We start from the raw sequence: 18,002 nt of genomic DNA, 5'->3' as shown, positions 1-18,002 counted from the left end.
GCCGTGATTATGAGGTGTTCCTCGACATGACAGAACTCCCCAAGGAAGTCATGGAACATAAACTTGCCGGACTGGTGGATGATTGTCAGACCTATCTGCACAAAGATATTCGCAAAGAACCCATTCCAATTTTGCCGGGTATCCATTACTTTATGGGCGGCATTCAGGTGGACGAGCGGCACCGCACTTCGATGCGGAATCTGTACGCTGCCGGTGAATGCTGCGCTCAGTACCACGGCGCAAACCGTCTGGGTGGAAATTCCCTTCTGGGTGCGATCTATGGAGGGCAGATCGCTGCGGAAACTGCCTGTCAGGAAGCAGCCGGCTCCCCCAATATGCCCTGTGCCGAAGAACCCCTTCTGCCCGATCTTTCCCCGGATGCTCAAATGCAGATGAATCGTATTCTGTTGAACGCACTCGGTGTCGTGCGGGATACGCAGACATTGGAAACGGGCGTTCAGGAAATCCGCAAGTTGTCCGGCACACTTCCGCTTCTGGGTCGTGCCATGCTGGAAAGCGCCCTTGCCCGAAAAGAAAGCCGGGGCGCGCACTGGCGGGCAGATTATCCACAACGCAATGATGCCGTTTACTGCAAAACCACCGTGGCACACTGGAACGGGCAGCATATCGCCATCAGCTTTAAATCCATCCCGGAAAGGCGGTATGATTTATGAACTACACCATCCGAATCAAACGGCAGGAAAACCCGCAGGCTTCTCCCTGCTGGCAGGAGTTTACCTTTGAGGGAAGTGCGGACACCTCGATTGCTTCGGTGTTGAACGAGCTGAATCACCGCAGCCCTCTGTGTGAAAAGAACGGAACGGTCGTTTCCCCCATTGCGTGGGAATGCGGCTGCATGATACGCAAGTGCGGTGCCTGTGCCATGCGGATCAACGGTCTGCCTCGTCTTGCCTGTTCCGTTTTTCTGCGTGACTGCAAGGGAAGCGTTGTTACTTTGGAGCCTTTGAGCAAATTCCCGCTGGTGAAAGATCTGGTCGTAGACCGTTCCGTGATCTTTGAAGCACTGAAACGGACAAAGCTGTGGCTGGAAGGAGATGCGTTCCAGACCAGCTATACGCACAGCCAGCGGTATCAATCTGCTAAGTGTCTGCTCTGCGGCTGCTGTCTGGAGGTCTGCCCGAACTTTGACCCGAACAGCGAATTTGCCGGAGCTGTTCTGCCCGTCAACGCTTACCGTATTCTGAACGAAGAACAGGATATTGCCCATCGGACAGAACTCGCAAATGCGTATCGTCAGCTTTATTTTGAAGGCTGCGGAAAATCTCTTGCGTGCCAGGACATCTGCCCAGCCGGAATCCCGGTCGAAGAACTGATGTCACGTTCCAATGCCGCAGCGGTCTGGAAGCGATAAAGTGTAAAAGGGTATGCGGTTTATAGCCGCATACCCTTTTATGCTTAATCTTCTAATCCGTGACTTCCCGCCACATTCTTCAGATACTCCTCTGGTTCGCCGTTCAGAATCAAGTCTGCATAGCCAAACGGGTCATTGTAGATGAGATACTCCAACTCCGACCTCTGCGCCATGGTCACGTCCAATTCATCCTCGACCCCAGTGCAGTCAATGGAGATCATTCTCCCATCCCGGAGCAGCAGCTCCACGCAGCCGGTATCCATGTTGAAATGGCAGGCTCTTGCATCGTACTTCATGCTTGTGTCCTTTCTGCCTTACGGCACCTTTACAGTTGTGACTTTTGTTATACGGTTCTTCTGATAAGGTTTTGGACACACAGCCGTCAGGGAAGAGCCCTTGTTTTCGTTTCCGAAGAAAACAAAAAATCCGAACCCTTCTCCTATCGAGAAAAGGTTCGGATTTTCATGGTTTGGTGCGGATAAGAGGACTTGAACCTCCACCGAGTTGCCCCGATTAGAACCTGAATCTAACGCGTCTGCCAATTCCGCCATATCCGCATATTCTGTTTTGTTCGTAGGCCGTTCGGCTCGGAACGTTAATTATTATACCACAGCCACAAGAAAAGTCAAGCACTATTTTCAAAATTGTTCGACAAAAAAATGCTCTAAATTTCGGGCACTCCGTACAGGGGCATTTGGGCCGGAATATGGTACAATAAAAGCTGACCGTCCGGCCTGTATGCCGCCGGGCGAGTAATGACGGAATGAGGGAAACTGAATGTTCAATGTTCTGATCTTTATCATCGGCGCGGGCATCATGTTCTACATGGGCCTGCGCAGTGTGCTGCAGCGCCGCCGCTTACAGCAGAAGGGCCAGCGTGTGGAGGCCCGGGTGGCAGGCACCGTTCAGAGCCGGGACGGCACGGCTTATCTGCTTGAGTTCGAGACCGAGGGCGGCAGCCACCGCCTGCACTACCCCAAAGCCGCCAAGAGCAAGGGCTTTGCCAGCGGGGAAACGGTCACGCTGTACTACGACCCCGAAGATCCCGAAAAGATGTATGTGGAGGGCGACCGCTCCGTTCTGGGGGCCGAGATCCTCTATTTCTGTCTGGCCGTTGTGCTGCTGGCACTGATGGTCAGCTTTAGCCGCTGAGAGGAGGTCACCGCAATGGTATTGGAACATGTAGGAATGCCCCAGCCCGGGGACTGCCGGGTGGTATTTTCCGCCAGCGCCGAGGAGCTGGAAGCGGCCATTCAGGCCGAGCAGGCCGCAGAGAACCCACCGCAGGCGGAAGAGGACCTGCTGACCGCCGCCGTGAACCGGGCTATCCTGACCGGTTTTTCCACATTATATCAGGAGCTTGTGGAAAAAGAGCATCTGGTTCCCGTGACCGATCCGGATTTTGAGCTGCTGGCCGTCAACCGGGCCGAAGGCTTCCGGGCGGGGGCAGAGTTCTACTGCCTGCCGCCGCTGGAACTGGAGCGTTACACCGGCTTCACCCAGCCCATCCAGCCCCGGCCCATCCGGCAGGTGAGCATTGAGCTGGAAGTGAACACCCGCCACGGCGATGAAGACCGCGCCGCCGATACCGCAGGCAAAGCAGCCCTGCGCCAGCAGGTGGCACGGGAGCTCTATTCCCAGCGCTGTGCGCAGGCCAGAGCACTGGCCCGCCGGGAACTTATCTTCCAGCTGGGCGGCTGTGTCAGGGGCCCCCTGCCCAAGGACCTGGTCTCCGGCAACTATTTTGCCGAGCAGCGGAACTTCAACCTGCGGCTGCAGGCCAACAACGTCAACTTTGACCAGTACCTCAAGGTGCGGGGCCAGACCGTGGAGCAGTTCCGCACTGAGCTTCACGCACAGGCAGAGCAGAAGCTGCGGGGCAGTCTGGGCCTTCTGATGGTGGCCGAGCAGGAACACCTCTGGCCCACCGATGCCGAGGTGGAGGCCGCACTGGCGCACTGGAAAGGTGAGCGCACCTTCCCTGCCAACGATTTCCGCAAGGTGCGGCAGGGCATTGCCAGCCAGCGGGCGGCAGAGTTCATGGAAGCCCACTCCACCCTGCTTCCCCCGCCGGAGGAACCGGTGCTGGAAACCATCGCATAAAAAATGGGAGATGCCGCTGTTGGCATCTCCCATTTTTTGTTTTTTCAGGTCTCCACGCCCTCGAACTGGCTGTTATAGAGCTTGGCATAGAAGCCGCCCTGCGCCAGCAGGGTGTCGTGGTCGCCCTGCTCCACGATATGGCCATCCTTCATCACCAGGATGACATCGGCCTCACGGATGGTGGACAGGCGGTGGGCCACAATAAAGCTGGTGCGGCCCTGCATCATCCGGGCAAAGGCAGCCTGGATGCGCACCTCGGTGCGGGTGTCGATGGAGGAGGTCGCCTCGTCCAGAATCAGCATGGGAGGCAGGCAGAGCATCACGCGGGCGATGCAGAGCAGCTGCTTCTGGCCCTGACTGATGTTGCCGCCGTCCTCAGCAATGACGGTATCGTAACCCTTGGGCAGGCGGCGGATGAAGCTGTCGGCGTGGGCCGCTTTGGCGGCGGCAACGATCTCTTCCTCAGTGGCATCGGGCTTGCCGTAGGCAATGTTCTCCCGCACAGTACCGGCACGCAGCCAGGTCTCCTGCAGCACCATGCCGTAGCTTCCGCGCAGGGAGGCGCGGGTCAGGGTGCGGATATCATTCCCGGCCACCTCAATGGAGCCGCCGTTGACATCATAGAACCGCATGAGCAGGTTGATGAGGGTGGTCTTGCCGCAGCCGGTGGGGCCGACGATGGCGATGCGCTGGCCGGGCTTCACATCCAGATCCAGGCCCTCGATGAGGGGGCGGTCCGGCAGGTAGCGGAAGGAAACGTCCTTCAGCTCCACATGGCCGTCGGTCTCCAGCACCTTGGCGTTCTCCGCCTCGGGCACCTGGTCCTCGGCATCCAGCAGCTCGAACACACGGGCCGCGCAGGCCAGTGCGTTCTGCAGCTCGGTGACCACGCCGGAGATCTCGTTGAAGGGCTTGGTGTACTGGTTGGCATAGTTCAGGAAGATGCTCAGCTGGCCGATGGTGATGCCGCCTGCCACAGCGTAAACGGCACCCACCAGACCGACACCTGCATAAACGATGTTGTTCACAAAGCGGGTAGCGGGGTTGGTCATGCTGGAGAAAAAGATGGCCTTCAGGCTCACGCTCTGCAGGCGGCCATTCACCTCGTCAAAGGCGGCAAGACTCTCGGCCTCATGGCCAAAGGCCTGCACGACCTTCTGGCCCTCGATCATCTCGTTGACCAGGGCAGTCTGCTCACCGCGCACGGTGCTCTGGCCCTGGAAATACTTGTAGCTGCGCTTGGCAAGGAAGCTTGCCACCACCAGGCTCAGCGGGGTGATGCAGACCACCACCAGCGTGATGGGCACATTCTCACCGAGCATGAACAGCAGGGTGCCAAAGATGGTCAGCACACCGCTGAACAGCTGGGTAAAGCCCATGAGCAGGCCGTCCGCAAAGGTGTCCACATCGGCGACCATGCGGCTGACGATATCGCCGGAGGGGTGGCTGTCCAGATAAGAGAGCGGCAGGGTCTGGATCTTACGGAGCGCGGCGTTGCGCAGGTCCCGGCTGACCGAGAAGGTGATGCGGTTGTTGCAGACACTCAGCAGCCACTGGGCAAATGCAGCCACCACGGCCACGATCACGATTTCCACCACGATGCGCAGAACACCGTTGAAGTCCACATTCCCCTTGCCCAGCATCATATCAATGGCGCTGCCGCAGAGGATGGGGATATACAGCTGGGCAGCCACGCTCACAGCGGCCACGATCAGACTGCACACCACAAAAAAGCCGTAAGGGCGGATCTTTTCCAGCACACGCCGAAGCGTTGCGTTGCGCTGTTCCGGGGTCAGCTTACTCTTTGCTTTTGCACTCATTTCTGCGCATCCCCTTTCTTGAACTGGCTGGCGTAGATCTCCTCGTAAACGGGGCAGGTCTTCAGCAGATCGGCGTGCCTGCCCAGGCCCACCATCCTGCCGTCATCCAGCACGATGATCTGGTCGGCGTGCTGCAGGCTGGCGGCACGCTGGCTCACGATGAACACGGTCAGGTCACCGGGCAGAGCGGCCAGTGCCTTGCGCAGGGCCGCATCGGTGGCGTAATCCAGCGCGCTGGCGCTGTCGTCCAGGATCAGGATCTCGGGCTTGCCCACCAGCGCACGGGCAATGGTCAGGCGCTGCTTCTGGCCGCCGGACAGGTTCCGGCCGCCCTGCTCCACAGGCTCGTCCAGCCCAAGGGGCTTTGCCCTGACAAAATCCGCAGCCTGCGCAGTCTCCAGTGCGGCCCACAGATCAGCGTCCGCCGCGTTTTTGTTGCCCCACAGCAGGTTGGAGCGGATGGTGCCGCCAAACAGCTGGGCTTTCTGCATCACGACCGCCACACTGCCGCGCAGAGCCGCGCGGGGGTACTCCTGCGCCGGACGGCCCAGGATCTCCACGGTGCCCTCCGTGGCATCATAGAAGCGGGGGATCAGGTTGATGAGGCTGGATTTGCCGCTGCCCGTGCCGCCGATGACACCAATGGTCTGGCCGCGCTTTGCGGTAAAACTGATATCGGTCAGGCTGGGGGCACCGGCACCGGCGTAGGTCAGGCTGACATGGTCGAACCGCACAGCGTCCCCGGCCTTGTCCGCAGGTGCCTCACCCTTGAGTGCAACGGGGAATTTCATGCCCGGTTCGGTGTCCAGCACAGCCTGCACACGGCCGGCACAGGCCAGCGCCTTGCTCACCTGCACGATGAGGTTCGCCAGTTTGACCAGCTCCACCAGGATCTGGTTCATGTAGTTCACCAGCGCGATCACATCGCCGGAGGCCATGCCGCCCACATTGATCTCGATGCTGCCCACATAGAGCAGAGCCACGATGGCCAGATTGATGATGACGTAGGTCAGCGGGCTCATCAGGGAGGAGATGTGGCCCACATGGAGCTGCATCCGGGTCAGCAGGTCGTTGGCCGACTCAAAGCGGTCGATCTCGCTCTGCTCCTTATCAAAGGCGCGGACCACGCGCACACCGGTCAGGTTCTCGCGGGTCAGGCCCAGCACACGGTCCAGCCGGGCCTGGGCCGTTTTGTACAGCGGGTTGGTGATGACCATGACCCCGAACACCACCACGCTCAGCAGCGGGATGGCGACCACAAAGATCCAGGCGGCCCGCACATTCACGGTGAACGCCATGACCATGGCACCAACCACCACGAACGGGCTGCGCAGGAACAGGCGCAGGAAGAGGTTCAGACCGCTCTGCACCTGATTGATGTCACTGGTCATGCGGGTGATGAGGGTGCTGGTGCCCATGGTATCCATCTCGGTAAAGCCAAGCCTCTGGATGTGCTCAAATAGAGCATGGCGCAGGGAGGTGGAATAGCCCACCGCCGCCTTGGCCGAGAAATACTGGGCCGTCAGGCTGCAGGCAAGGCCCACAACGGCCAGCAGCAGCAGGATGCCGCACCGCACAAGGATATAGTGGAAATCATGTGCTGCAATGCCCACGTTGACGATGTCTGCCATGACCAGCGGCACAAACAGGTCGAACGTGGCTTCCAGCATCTTGAACAGCGGTGCAAGCACAGCCTCGCGCTTGTAGCCGTTCAGGTGGGTAAGCATTTTATTCAAGGGGTGATTCTCCTTTCCCAGTGATAGCGGGTGTAAACTTCACAGTTCTTTATTATAGTACAGGAAATGCAAAAAAGCCAGTTCAAATCACGTCATTGCGCACCGTGCCCTGCCAGAACAAGGAAAGGGACTGCCGCACAGGGGGAGACCCCAGTGCAGCAGTCCCTTTTCATAGGAGGGTATGATTCGGAGAACAATGAGCGGCATCGGGCTTCCGGGCCTTTTTGTGGCGGTACATTTCCTGATCGGCCCGATTCTTCACAGCCAGCACATCCTCCCCCAAAAAGGGAGCTGAACCAAAGGACACCATGGGCAGAAAATCCACGGCCTTTCGCCGCTGTTCCAGCTGGCGCACAAACTCCTGTGCGCACTGGGCCTCCCGGTCTGCATTTTCCATCAGAACACAGAACTCGTCGCCGCCGGTGCGGTAACAGTAGCCGCTGCGGGCATAGGCTTTTTTGATGCAGCGGCCGATCTCGGCCAGACAGAGATCCCCCTGCAGGTGGCCATAGCGGTCGTTGATCTGCTTGAAATCGTCCACATCGAACACCACCAGCACCCCGCCGCGGCGGCGCATCTCAGCAGTGCGGTTCAGATAGCTGTTCTGATTCAGCAGCCCGGTAAGGGCATCCAATTGGTTCCACATCTCGCTGCAGTAGATAAAGTACAGCACCGACAACAGGGTAACGCACAGCCATGTAACGTGGAGGTCCGGCAGTGTCACCTGAATGATGGTCTCAATGAGCAGAAAGATCATCAGGGGGTAGATCAGCGCCCGGCTGCGGTTCTGAAATTCCCGCGCCGTGACAATGGTGGACACCGAGAGATACACGATGGCCGCAAAATACAGGATGATATAAATATAGAAGTATTGCCCACGGGAATAAACGTTGTCGGCGCTGACGGAGAACACCAGCCCGGCGGGGATGGACAGAGCAAGGAACAGCAGGTAGCACGCCTCGCAGCACACCGCCGCCCTGAACCAGCGGTTCATCCTCTTTTTCCGGTCCATGACATACACAAGGCAGAGACACACCCCCGGGGACAGGCCGAACCCCAGATAGTTGGACAGGATGTTCAGCCAGCGGTAGCCCGCCGGGGTTCCATCCACCGCCAGTGTCACCACCTCCAGCACCGAGATCGCCGCGATCAGCGCAAAAGCAAGGAAAAATCCCTGCTTTTGCTTTTTGTTCAGGGACTCGCTGAGCTTTGTGAGGATGCACATGAAGCTCAGCACAAAAAGGTCAATGGCCGTTAATACATAAAAATATCCATTCATCGTGGCTTGTTTCACCCTTTGGACTTCTGTGATCTGGTCAGCGCGCCGACCACCTCACAATGGGCGGTCTGGGGGAAGAGATCAACAGGGGTAAAACCCTCGGCACGGTAGCCCTTGGCGGTCAGGAGGGCAAGATCACGGGCCATGGTCTCAGGATTGCAGCTGACATAGACCACCCGTTTGGGGGCCATGCGGGCCACGCTCTCGATGAACTGGGGGGTGGAGCCTTCGCGGGGCGGGTCCATGAAAATAACATCTGCCCTCTGCCCGGCAGCTGCTGCTTCCGTGATCCACTGGGTGGCATCGGCGGCAAAGAAGCGGGCGTTTTTCACGTTGTTGTGCCTTGCGTTGCCGATGGCATCCCGGACAGCGTCCCGGTTCAGCTCCACGCCCACCACCTGCTTTGCCCTGCCGCTGGCGGTCAGACCGATGGTGCCAATGCCGCAGTAGGCATCCAGCACCACCTCTTTGCCGGTCAGGCGGGCGGCTTCCACAGCCAGACCATACAGCACCTCGGTCTGGTCATGGTTGATCTGGTAGAAGCTCCGGGGGCTCAGGGCATAGGTCTTGCCGCAGAGGGTATCCAGAATGAAGCCCTTGCCGTAGAGCACCTTTTCCTCTTCGCCCAGCACAACGCTGGTGCGGCGGGGGTTGTAGTTCTGCACCACGGTGGTCACGGGGACATGGCGCTTTTCGGCTTCGGCCAGCAGGGCGCGGACAAAGTTTTTTGCCCCGGGCAGAACCGGCTGGGCGGTCACCAATACCACCATCACCTGCCCGGACACCACACCGCGCCGCAGCAGGCAGTGGCGGAGCAGGCCGGTGCCCTTGTCCTCATTGTAAGGCTGGTAGCGGCAGGCGCTGACCGCCGCCCGCACCGCCTGCATCACGGTGTCCAGCACTTCGTCCTGCAGCAGGCAGCTTTCCACAGGCAGCACTTTATGCGTGCCTGCCGCATAGATGCCGGACACCAGTTTCCCGCCGGGGCCCGCTGCAAAGGTAGAGATCACCTTATTGCGGTAATGGCAGGGGTTTTCCGCGCCCCGGATGGGAGCCACCGGGCCGTATTTTCCCACCAGCTTACGGACAGCGGCCTCTTTTTGTTTCAGCTGCTCGGCATAATCCAGCCCCAGCATCGGACAGCCGCCGCATTTTTTTGCTTTCAATCTGCACTCCATCGTATATCCTTCCGCCACTTGACAAAACAAAAAAAAATCACTATACTACAAATAGAAAAGGCACTGCGACAAGCGGTTAGCCCTGAAGGGTTTTAGCTATCTATTTGCATAGAAAACCGTCACCGGCCAGGGTGGCGGTTTTCGCTTTTCACCTTGATGGTAAATACCAGTCCAAAAATATGGAACGTCAAAGTAATCGGCATTGCTCTCACCTCCTTCCGGAAGTGTGGGCTCCCCGCCTGCCGTTATGTGCAGTACCTTTTCGCATTTGATTTTAACACATCTTTCGACCGAATGCAACGAAAAAGCTCCCGTAATGGGAGCTTTTTCGTTTTCCGTCACCCATAGGGATCGTACAGGTCATATTCTTCTGCCTCCTCATGCTGCTCCTCCAGCACCCGGATGGCCTGTTCCAGCTGGCTCTGGGAAGCGCCGCTCTCGCTGGCAAGGGCGCGGACCGCTTCGGGCAGGCTGCCGCCGAACAGGGTGTCCATCCGCTGGCGCATGGCCGCAACGCAATAGGCCCGGCGGGTGACCGTGGGCAGATAGGTGTTCTGGCTCCCCGCCTTGCCGCCCTTGACCCAGCCCTTTTCCTCCAGACGGTACAAAAAGTTGAGCACCGTGGCCGGAGCCCAGCCGGTGGCGGTCAGCTTTTCGCTGATATCCCGCCGGGTGGCCGGGGCGGGGCAGTCCCAGAGCGCCAGCAGCACCTGCTCCTCGGCGGCAGAGAGTGGTTTCAGTCTGTCTGAAAGTCCATACACCGGTTTCACCTCCGATTTTTTGCTTTTACATTTGTCTTATTTTAACACGATTATACCACACCCGGCACAAACAGGCAAGCAGTAAAAGTGAGGAGCCATGCGGCAAAACCGCTATCTTTTACATTCGTCTTAAAAAGTGTTCTTTGTTCAAGGACAGTTGTGTGTTTTGTGCGTTCAGGGCAGGCAGAACAGTCCCATCTTTGTGCAAAGATGCTCTTGTTTTTGCACCCCCGGAACCGGTATACTACGGACAAATCAAGCACACACCTGCCGCAGATGAGAGCGGCGGTACGGATAGGAAAGGGAGAGTTCCATATGGCACGAGTATACAACTTCAGCGCAGGCCCCAGCATGTTACCGGAAAAGGTGCTCCGCCAGGCACAGGCAGAGCTGCTGGAATACGGCGATTCCGGCCAGAGCGTGATGGAAATGAGCCATCGCAGCAAGTGGTTCGATGCCATCATCACTGAAACCGAAGCCACCCTGCGCCGGGTGATGAACATCCCTGACAACTACAAGGTCGGCTTCTTCCAGGGTGGTGCCACCCAGCAGTTTGCCATGGTACCCCTGAACTTTATGACCACCGGCAAGGCCGATTATCTGGTCACCGGCAATTTCTCGAACCTGGCTGCCAAGGAGGCCGCCAAGTTCGGCGAGGTGAAGATCGTTGCTTCCAGCAAGGACAAGAACTTCACCTACATCCCCGATGTCAACGCCATCGACTACGACAAGGACGCAAGCTACATCCACATCTGCCAGAACAACACCATCTTCGGCACCCAGTACGTTGAGGTACCTCAGGTGGAGGGTGTGCCGCTGGTGGCGGACATGAGCTCGATGATCCTCTCCAAACCTGTGGATGTGAACAAGTACGGCTGCATCTACTTTGGCGTGCAGAAGAACGTAGCCCCCGCCGGCATGGCCATCGCCATTGTCCGGGACGACCTGCTGGGCCACGCCGCCGACATCGTGCCCACCATGATGAACTACACCACCCTGCTGGCCAAGGACAGCATGTACAACACGCCCCCCTGCTGGTGCATCTATATGACCGGTCTGGTGCTCAAGTATCTGGAAAACGACATCGGCGGTCTGGAAAACATGCAGAAGATCAACGAAGCTAAGGCCAGGATCCTGTACGATTATCTGGACGGTCAGGAGTTCTTCCACAACCCTGTGGAGCACCGTTACCGCAGCACGATGAACGTCACCTTTACCAGCCCTGACCCCGACATGGACAAGAAGTTCTGCGCCGAGGCCGCCGAAGCCGGTTTTGTCAACCTGAAGGGCCACCGTCTGGTGGGCGGTATGCGCGCTTCCATTTATAATGCAATGCCCACCGAAGGCGTAGAGAAGCTGGTGGACTTCATGGAGAAATTCCGCAAGGCAAATGCCTGATTTGTGTATAGGAGATAGGAAAGTATGTTTACGATCAAGACCCTGAACGCCATCAGCCCGGTGGGCCTGGCAAAGCTGAACAAGAACCTGTTTGATGTTTCGGTGGACACCGATGCCCCCGATGGCATTCTGGTGCGCAGCGCCGACCTGCTGAACACCACCTTCAACGACAACCTGCTGGCCATTGCCCGTGCCGGTGCCGGTGTGAACAACATCCCGCTGGATCGCTGCTCGGAGCAGGGCATCGTGGTGTTCAACACCCCCGGTGCCAACGCCAACGCCGTGGCTGAGCTGGTCATTGGGATGCTGATCGCAGGCAGCCGCAATGTGGCCGCCGCCGCCCAGTGGTGCCAGGGCCTGACCGGCGATCCCGCCATGGCCAAGACCGTGGAAAAGGGCAAGAAAAAGTTCGTGGGCAACGAGATCAAAGGCAAGACGCTGGGTGTCATCGGTCTGGGTGCCATCGGTTCCCGGGTGGCCAACTGCGCCATTGAGCTGGGCATGGAGGTCTACGGCTACGATCCCTACATCTCCATTGATGCCGCCTGGAACCTGTCCAGCCAGGTCCACCACTGCGTGAACCTGAACGACATGCTCCCCCTGTGCGACTACATCACCATCCATGTTCCCTATCTGCCCACCACCAAGGATACCATCAACACCCAGACCCTTGCCCTGTGCAAGGACGGCGTGAAGATCCTGAACTATGCCCGCGGTGAGCTGGTGAACACCGCAGCCCTGCTGGAGGCCATGGAGACGGGCAAGGTCTCCGGCTACATGACCGACTTCCCCACTGAGGCCATTCTGGGCAAGCCCGGCATCGTCTGCACCCCGCATCTGGGTGCTTCCACGCCGGAGGCCGAGGACAACTGTGCCGCAATGGCCGTGCAGGAGATCAGCGATTACCTCAAGAACGGCAACATCACCCACTCGGTGAACATGCCCGAGGTGCATCAGCCCCGTGCAGGCGGCAAGCGCATCTGCATCATCCACAAGAACGAGCCCGGCATGATCAGCCAGATCACCGCCCTGACCACCGAAGCGGGCCTGAACATTGAAAACATGGTGAACAAGAGCAAAAAGAACATGGCTTACACCATGCTGGACGCGACCGGTGCCGTGGACGGCAGGCTGGCTGAGAAGCTGGCCGCCATCCCTGCTGTCATCCGGGTGCGCATCCTGTAACACTGCCAACCCTTAGCTTTCCCCTCGCCCCATCTGTTCATGGGCGGGGGGATTTTTTGTGGAACACCCCACCGTCCCTCCGGGGGAAGCCGTTGACACAAAAAATCCCCCCTGCCATTATACAGCAGAGGGGAGAAAGAAGATCAGAGTGTTTACAGCTTCTTGCCGGTCAGGAGCTCATAAGCTTCCTCGTACTTGGCAATGGTCTTGTCGATGACATCCTGAGGCAGATCGTAGTTGCTGTCGGGATTGGCCTTGAGCCAGTTGCGGACGAACTGCTTATCGAAAGAGGGCTGACCGTGGCCGGCCTCATAGCCCTCCAGCGGCCAGAAGCGGCTGGAATCGGGGGTGAGCATCTCATCGCCCAGCACCACGTTGCCATTCTCATCCAGACCAAACTCGAACTTGGTGTCGGCAATGATGATGCCGCGGCTCAGGGCATACGCGGCGCACTTCTTGTACAGAGCAATGGTATAGTCCCGCAGCTTGGTGGCGTAGTCCTCGCCATGGCCGGGGAACTGCTTTTCCAGCACCTCAATGCTCTTTTCGTAGCTGATGTTCTCATCGTGGTCGCCGATCTCAGCCTTGGTGGAAGGAGTGTAGATGGGCTCGGGCAGCTGCTGGGATTCCTGCAGGCCCTCGGGCAGACGGATGCCGCAGACGGTGCCGTTCTGCTGGTAGCTGGCCCAGCCGCTGCCGGTGATGTAGCCGCGCACGATGCACTCGATGGGCAGCATGGCCAGCTTGCGGCACTTCATGCTCCGGCCCTCAAAGGCAGGCGTGCGGAAGAACTCGGGCATATCGGCGGTATCCACGCTCAGCATGTGGTTGGGCAAAACATCCTTGGTGTAGTCGAACCAGAATCTGCTCATCTGGGTCAGCACCTTGCCCTTGTTGGTCACTTTATTTTTCAGGATCACATCAAATGCAGAGATACGATCGGTGGCAACCATAATGAGGCTGTCGCCATTGTCATAGATCTCGCGGACTTTGCCTTCCTTGATGGGCTTGAATTCAGTCATAGCAAACACTCCATTTTTCCTGATAGCTCTTTCATCAACGTCCTCGCCCGCTCCGGCATTGCAAAGCAACGAAGGGCAGGGTGAGCCGTTTTCCGTTTACCTATTCAGTCTATCACACTTACTGTCCGTTTGGAAGAAACAGATTCCAAGGAAAATCGCTCGCAATTTTCGATTTCTTCGTGAAAAGTGTCAAAAATCAGCAACATTTTTCGTCGAATTGACGGCTAAAGTCATACTTTCCCGGTTGACAGCGGCGCAGAACATGGTATCATTGAATCATCAGAATTCAACTGCATCAGGAGGTAAGACCTATGGGCAAATTCCCGAAAGACTTTTTGTGGGGCGGTGCCACTGCCGCCAACCAGTGCGAGGGCGCTTACAACGAGGGCGGACGCGGCCTGTCCAGCGTGGACGTGGTGCCCTTTGGCCCCGACCGCTTCCCCGTGGCGCTGGGCCAGCTGAAGATGCTGGACTGCGATGCCGAGCACTTCTACCCCTCCCACGAAGCCATTGACATGTACCACCACTTCAAGGAGGACATCAAGCTCTTTGCCGAGATGGGCTTCCGCTGCTACCGCCTGTCCATTGCCTGGACCCGCATCCTGCCCAACGGCGATGACGCGCAGCCCAACGAAGAGGGCCTGCGCTTCTATGAGGAACTCTTTGATGAGTGCCACAAGTACGGCATTGAGCCGCTGGTGACCCTGTGCCACTTTGATACCCCCATTGCCCTGATCAAAAAGTACGGCGGCTGGAAAGACCGCCGGATGGTGGATGCCTACGCTCACTACTGTGAGGTGCTGTTCCAGCGCTTCCGGGGCAAGGTCAAGTACTGGCTGACCTTCAACGAGATCAACATGCTGCTCCACATGCCCTTTATGGGAGCCGGTCTGCTCTTTGTGCCCGGCGAGAACGTGCAGCAGGTCAAGTATCAGGCCGCTCACCACGAGCTGGTGGCCAGCGCGAAGGCCGTCAAACTGGCCCATGCCATCATGCCCGATGCCATGGTGGGCTGTATGTTGGCCGCCGGTCAGTTCTACCCCCGCACCTGCGCCCCTGCCGATGTGCAGGCCGCTGCCGAGGCTGACCGCGACAACTACTTCTTCATTGATGTCCAGTCCCGCGGCGAATACCCTGTCTGGGCCAAAAAACGGATGGAACGTGCAGGCATCACCCTGCAGATGGAGCCGGGCGACGAGCAGCTGCTGAAAGAGGGCACTGTGGACTTCATCTCCTTCAGCTACTATTCCAGCCGCTGCACCACTGTGGACCCCGAACTGATGAACAAGGCCAGCGGCAATGCCATCATGGATGCCGTCAAGAACCCCTACCTCAAGGCCAGCGATTGGGGCTGGGCCATCGACCCGGTGGGCCTGCGCATCACCATGAACAGCCTGTATGACCGCTACCAGAAACCGCTCTTCATCGTGGAGAATGGTCTGGGTGCGGTGGACAAGGTGGAAGCAGATGGTTCCATCCACGACACCTACCGCATCGACTACCTGCGGGCCCACATTGAGCAGATGGAAAAGGCCATCAACGAGGATGGCCTGCCCCTGCTGGGCTACACCACCTGGGGCCCCATCGACCTGGTCAGTGCTTCCACCGGCGAGATGAAGAAGCGGTACGGCTTCATCTATGTGGACAAGGACAACGAAGGCAAGGGCACGCTGGCCCGCAGCCGGAAGGACAGCTTCTACTGGTATAAAAAGGTCATCGCCTCCGACGGCGAAGATCTGGCCTGAGCCAACTGTGAGGAAAGGAATCATAGCACAAGATGACGACACCCCAAATCATTGCGCACCGCGGTGCATCCTATCTGGCCCCTGAGAACACGCTGGTCGCCTTCCGCAAGGCGATGGAGATTGGCGCGGACGGCGTGGAAATGGATGTACAGAAGACCTACGACAACGAGCTGGTCATTCACCACGACTATATGGTGGATATGCACACCGACATCTCCGGCCAGATCTACGACCTGACCATGGGCGAGCTGAAGACCCTGGATTTTGGCAGCTGGAAAGATGCCATCTACGCCAACGAGAGGATCGCCACGCTGCAGGAAGCGCTGGAGCTCTGCGCCGGCATGGAGGGCACGCAGGTGCAGCTGGAACTGAAAAGCCCACTGCAGGACGACCCCGACTTTGTGCCCCGGGTGCTGGATGCGGTCCGCGCCGCCGGGCTCACCGACCGGCTCACCCTCATCTCCTTCCACCACTCCCAGCTGCGGCAGGCAAAGCAGCTGATGCCTGAGCTGAAGGTAGGCGCACTGACCTACGGCGCTTTCCTCAGCATGGTGCTGCCTCCGCCGGTGGTGTGGAAGGATCTGGGTCTTGTGAACAGCATGGACGAGCCCTTCAGCCAGGAAAACTGCATCGACCTGCGGAACAATCTCATCTACCGCACTGTGGCCGACAAGGTCGATATGCTCCGCGCCAACTTCCCCGGCGAGACCGTGGAGCAGGTCATCGGTCATCTGGAGGAGCAGGCAGATGTGGCTGCCTACATCAAAACGCTGGATTTCCCTGTGGACATCGTCAGCTGCGAGTACCACACCGCCTATTCCAACCCCGAGCTTGTGAACCAGCTCCACGCCATGGGCATTCAGGCCGCGTTCTGGACCGTGGACACCCAGGACGCTGTCCGTTCCCTGCTGCCCCTTGGCCCTGACTGCATTGTCACCAACCGGCCTGACCGCGTGCGGGAATGGGTGAATGCGGAAATGAGGAAATAAAAAGATCACAAAACGTCCCCGTGCAGGATATCAAAACTGCACGGGGACGTTTTCTATGTCAGCACCGCATTATCTGATGTCTGGCATCGGTATGACGGCGCTCTCCTTGCGAGCACGCTCTGCGCAGAAGACCCCCAGATGCCCATTGATCGAATCTTTGATCGTCGTGCAGGAGATGGAAGGCTCCTCGCCCTGAAGCACATGAACAAAGTCCTCCACCAGCCGCAGGTCGCCGCCGCCATGAGAGCCTGTCATGCCGCTCTTATCTCCACCGATCTTCAGGTCTACCACTTCCTCGTTCCAGCCCTTCTCGCTGGCGGTATCTATGGTGCGCACAGTGAAAACCGAATCGTCAAACACGCCCTTGATCTCACCCTTCGTACCAATGATATGGATATTGCGCTCCGGCTTCGCGGTGCCGCCGATCATGTTCAGGGTCGCAGTTGCACCATCCGCAAAATTCATCAGCACCGATTGATGATCCACCACCGTATGTTCACAATCCCACACACAGCGTCCATGGATATTGTCTGTCATCAGCGACTTGCGCTTGTCCTCCAGCGTCGGATTCTCAATATTCTCCAGGCAGTCCCATACATAGAACGCCCACCGATCCGGGTGATCCAGATAATGCTTTTTGGCAGAGTACAAACAGGTCTCCTCGCACTGGCAATCCACCAGGCAGCGCTTGCCTGCCCCTGCGGGCTTTTTGGCAGGATCAAACTGGAAGTCACTTCCAAAGCTAGCGATCTGTTTGGGCGAAACGCCGCTCTTCAGCCACATAATGAGATCCATGTCATGGCAGCACTTTGCCAGCAGCATCGGAGCCCCGCATTTTTCCTCGTTGCCCCATTTGCCGCGCACAAAGGAGACGGCCAGATGATGGTAGCTGACATGTTCTGTGGCCTGAATATTGATAATGTCACCGATCTCCCCGCTCAGCAGTCTCTGCTTGATTGCGACATAGAAGGGCGCATACCGCAGAACGTGGCAGATCATCACCTTCCGCCCGGTCTCTTTTACCACCTTATATAAATAGTTTACTTCCTCCTCGCTGATCGCGAAGGGCTTTTCCAGCAGCATATCATATCCTGCACGCAGGAGCGGAACCGCAGTGGGCACATGCTGGCGGTCCATGGTTCCATTGATCACCGCGTCTGCCAGCTTAGGCCTTTCTGCCAGCTCCTCAGCGTTCCTGAAGCACATTTCCTCCCCGAAGCCATGCATCTCCGCAACCTTTTTCCGCCGGATCGGATCCGGATCTGCTACGCCCACGATCTTCAGCTCGTCCGGGTGTTCCAGCGCATACAGGCTGTACAGGATCGCCCGATGGCCCGCGCCCACGATGATGGCTGTGATCTGCTTACTCATAGTTTCTCTCTTCCTTTCTTTTGAATGGATTCCGATTCCAATT

General features: G+C 58.1%; 16 protein-coding genes and 1 tRNA gene. 8 read left to right on the top strand and 9 right to left on the bottom strand.

Annotated elements, in window-relative coordinates; all coding sequences use genetic code 11:
- A partial coding sequence (locus D3F01_RS14370; protein ID WP_242889378.1) for an FAD-binding protein occupies window positions 1-674 on the top strand: 674 nt, incomplete at its 5' end.
- Window positions 671-1,372, top strand: a complete 702-nt coding sequence (locus tag D3F01_RS14365) for a 2Fe-2S iron-sulfur cluster-binding protein (protein WP_242889377.1) — start codon at window positions 671-673, stop codon at window positions 1,370-1,372. The genes D3F01_RS14370 and D3F01_RS14365, both read left to right, overlap by 4 nt.
- Before the next feature lie 44 nt (window positions 1,373-1,416).
- Here the strand turns inward: D3F01_RS14365 and D3F01_RS14360 are convergent, their stop codons facing one another.
- Together D3F01_RS14360 and D3F01_RS14355 are read right to left on the bottom strand one after the other, a co-directional pair.
- The gene (locus tag D3F01_RS14360; RefSeq protein WP_242889376.1) at window positions 1,417-1,668 is read right to left on the bottom strand and encodes a DUF6061 family protein; all 252 of its coding nucleotides are present in this window, start codon (window positions 1,666-1,668) and stop codon (window positions 1,417-1,419) included.
- Window positions 1,669-1,842: 174 nt separating this feature from the next.
- Window positions 1,843-1,929 (bottom strand) — tRNA-Leu (locus D3F01_RS14355).
- 220 nt (window positions 1,930-2,149) lie between these two features.
- Here D3F01_RS14355 and D3F01_RS14350 point away from each other — a divergent pair.
- Window positions 2,150-2,524 (top strand): DUF3592 domain-containing protein, encoded by a 375-nt coding sequence (locus D3F01_RS14350; RefSeq protein ID WP_097770026.1) that lies wholly within the window; start codon window positions 2,150-2,152, stop codon window positions 2,522-2,524.
- 15 nt (window positions 2,525-2,539) lie between these two features.
- Window positions 2,540-3,475, top strand: a complete 936-nt coding sequence (locus D3F01_RS14345; protein ID WP_242889375.1) for an FKBP-type peptidylprolyl isomerase — start codon at window positions 2,540-2,542, stop codon at window positions 3,473-3,475.
- Between the two features lie 44 nt (window positions 3,476-3,519).
- Here the strand turns inward: D3F01_RS14345 and D3F01_RS14340 are convergent, their stop codons facing one another.
- The 5 genes from D3F01_RS14340 to D3F01_RS14320 form a co-directional block, all read right to left on the bottom strand.
- Window positions 3,520-5,295, bottom strand: a complete 1,776-nt coding sequence (locus tag D3F01_RS14340; protein ID WP_242889374.1) for an ABC transporter ATP-binding protein — start codon at window positions 5,293-5,295, stop codon at window positions 3,520-3,522.
- Window positions 5,292-7,031, bottom strand: a complete 1,740-nt coding sequence (locus D3F01_RS14335; RefSeq protein WP_347568006.1) for an ABC transporter ATP-binding protein — start codon at window positions 7,029-7,031, stop codon at window positions 5,292-5,294. Before D3F01_RS14335 ends, D3F01_RS14340 begins: the two co-directional genes overlap by 4 nt.
- 169 nt (window positions 7,032-7,200) lie before the next feature.
- Entirely contained in the window at window positions 7,201-8,310 is a 1,110-nt protein-coding gene (locus D3F01_RS14330) for a GGDEF domain-containing protein (protein WP_242889373.1), read from the bottom strand.
- An 11-nt stretch (window positions 8,311-8,321) separates the two neighbouring features.
- Window positions 8,322-9,488: a 23S rRNA (uracil(1939)-C(5))-methyltransferase RlmD gene (gene rlmD / locus D3F01_RS14325; protein WP_242889372.1), complete on the bottom strand. Its 1,167-nt coding sequence runs from the start codon at window positions 9,486-9,488 to the stop codon at window positions 8,322-8,324.
- 338 nt (window positions 9,489-9,826) lie between these two features.
- On the bottom strand, window positions 9,827-10,249 hold the full coding sequence (locus tag D3F01_RS14320; protein ID WP_242889371.1) for a BlaI/MecI/CopY family transcriptional regulator: 423 nt from the start codon (window positions 10,247-10,249) through the stop codon (window positions 9,827-9,829).
- A 315-nt stretch (window positions 10,250-10,564) separates the two neighbouring features.
- On the opposite strand from D3F01_RS14320, the gene serC reads away from it, so the two are divergent.
- Together serC and D3F01_RS14310 are read left to right on the top strand one after the other, a co-directional pair.
- Window positions 10,565-11,647 carry a 3-phosphoserine/phosphohydroxythreonine transaminase gene (gene serC, locus D3F01_RS14315; protein WP_242889370.1) on the top strand — a complete coding sequence of 361 codons (1,083 nt, stop codon included), beginning with the start codon at window positions 10,565-10,567 and terminating at the stop codon, window positions 11,645-11,647.
- A gap of 24 nt (window positions 11,648-11,671) precedes the next feature.
- A complete protein-coding gene (locus D3F01_RS14310; protein ID WP_242889368.1) occupies window positions 11,672-12,832 on the top strand; it encodes a phosphoglycerate dehydrogenase in 1,161 nt (386 codons plus the stop codon).
- A 152-nt stretch (window positions 12,833-12,984) separates the two neighbouring features.
- Here the strand turns inward: D3F01_RS14310 and D3F01_RS14305 are convergent, their stop codons facing one another.
- Entirely contained in the window at window positions 12,985-13,854 is an 870-nt protein-coding gene (locus D3F01_RS14305; RefSeq protein ID WP_117476371.1) for a phosphoribosylaminoimidazolesuccinocarboxamide synthase, read from the bottom strand.
- 311 nt (window positions 13,855-14,165) lie between these two features.
- Between D3F01_RS14305 and D3F01_RS14300 the strand changes: the two genes are divergently transcribed.
- Both D3F01_RS14300 and D3F01_RS14295 read left to right on the top strand, forming a co-directional pair.
- The gene (locus D3F01_RS14300) at window positions 14,166-15,599 is read left to right on the top strand and encodes a 6-phospho-beta-glucosidase (protein WP_242889366.1); all 1,434 of its coding nucleotides are present in this window, start codon (window positions 14,166-14,168) and stop codon (window positions 15,597-15,599) included.
- A 32-nt stretch (window positions 15,600-15,631) separates the two neighbouring features.
- Complete coding sequence (locus D3F01_RS14295) at window positions 15,632-16,588, top strand: glycerophosphodiester phosphodiesterase family protein (protein WP_242889365.1); 957 nt, start codon at window positions 15,632-15,634, stop codon at window positions 16,586-16,588.
- A 69-nt stretch (window positions 16,589-16,657) separates the two neighbouring features.
- On the opposite strand, the gene D3F01_RS14290 is transcribed toward D3F01_RS14295, so the two are convergent.
- Window positions 16,658-17,959 (bottom strand): Gfo/Idh/MocA family oxidoreductase, encoded by a 1,302-nt coding sequence (locus tag D3F01_RS14290; protein ID WP_242889363.1) that lies wholly within the window; start codon window positions 17,957-17,959, stop codon window positions 16,658-16,660.
- Window positions 17,960-18,002: the final 43 nt, after the last annotated feature.

This window comes from Faecalibacterium sp. BCRC 81149 (assembly GCF_022750605.1).
GTDB classification, from domain to species: Bacteria; Bacillota; Clostridia; order Oscillospirales; family Ruminococcaceae; genus Faecalibacterium; species Faecalibacterium duncaniae.
The sequence above is the reverse complement of the archived record's forward strand: the minus strand, read 5'-3'. Positions and strand labels throughout refer to the sequence as shown.

What these genes read in the sequence shown, in the direction of transcription:
- D3F01_RS14345 (WP_242889375.1), top strand. Translation starts at nt 2,540, where the DNA reads ATGGTATTGGAACATGTAGGAATGCCCCAGCCCGGGGACTGCCGGGTG.
- D3F01_RS14330 (WP_242889373.1), bottom strand. Translation starts at nt 8,310, where the DNA reads ATGAATGGATATTTTTATGTATTAACGGCCATTGACCTTTTTGTGCTG.
- D3F01_RS14305 (WP_117476371.1), bottom strand. Translation starts at nt 13,854, where the DNA reads ATGACTGAATTCAAGCCCATCAAGGAAGGCAAAGTCCGCGAGATCTAT.
- D3F01_RS14310 (WP_242889368.1), top strand. Translation starts at nt 11,672, where the DNA reads ATGTTTACGATCAAGACCCTGAACGCCATCAGCCCGGTGGGCCTGGCA.
- D3F01_RS14360 (WP_242889376.1), bottom strand. Translation starts at nt 1,668, where the DNA reads ATGAAGTACGATGCAAGAGCCTGCCATTTCAACATGGATACCGGCTGC.
- rlmD (WP_242889372.1), bottom strand. Translation starts at nt 9,488, where the DNA reads ATGGAGTGCAGATTGAAAGCAAAAAAATGCGGCGGCTGTCCGATGCTG.
- D3F01_RS14350 (WP_097770026.1), top strand. Translation starts at nt 2,150, where the DNA reads ATGTTCAATGTTCTGATCTTTATCATCGGCGCGGGCATCATGTTCTAC.
- D3F01_RS14300 (WP_242889366.1), top strand. Translation starts at nt 14,166, where the DNA reads ATGGGCAAATTCCCGAAAGACTTTTTGTGGGGCGGTGCCACTGCCGCC.
- D3F01_RS14340 (WP_242889374.1), bottom strand. Translation starts at nt 5,295, where the DNA reads ATGAGTGCAAAAGCAAAGAGTAAGCTGACCCCGGAACAGCGCAACGCA.
- D3F01_RS14365 (WP_242889377.1), top strand. Translation starts at nt 671, where the DNA reads ATGAACTACACCATCCGAATCAAACGGCAGGAAAACCCGCAGGCTTCT.
- serC (WP_242889370.1), top strand. Translation starts at nt 10,565, where the DNA reads ATGGCACGAGTATACAACTTCAGCGCAGGCCCCAGCATGTTACCGGAA.
- D3F01_RS14290 (WP_242889363.1), bottom strand. Translation starts at nt 17,959, where the DNA reads ATGAGTAAGCAGATCACAGCCATCATCGTGGGCGCGGGCCATCGGGCG.
- D3F01_RS14295 (WP_242889365.1), top strand. Translation starts at nt 15,632, where the DNA reads ATGACGACACCCCAAATCATTGCGCACCGCGGTGCATCCTATCTGGCC.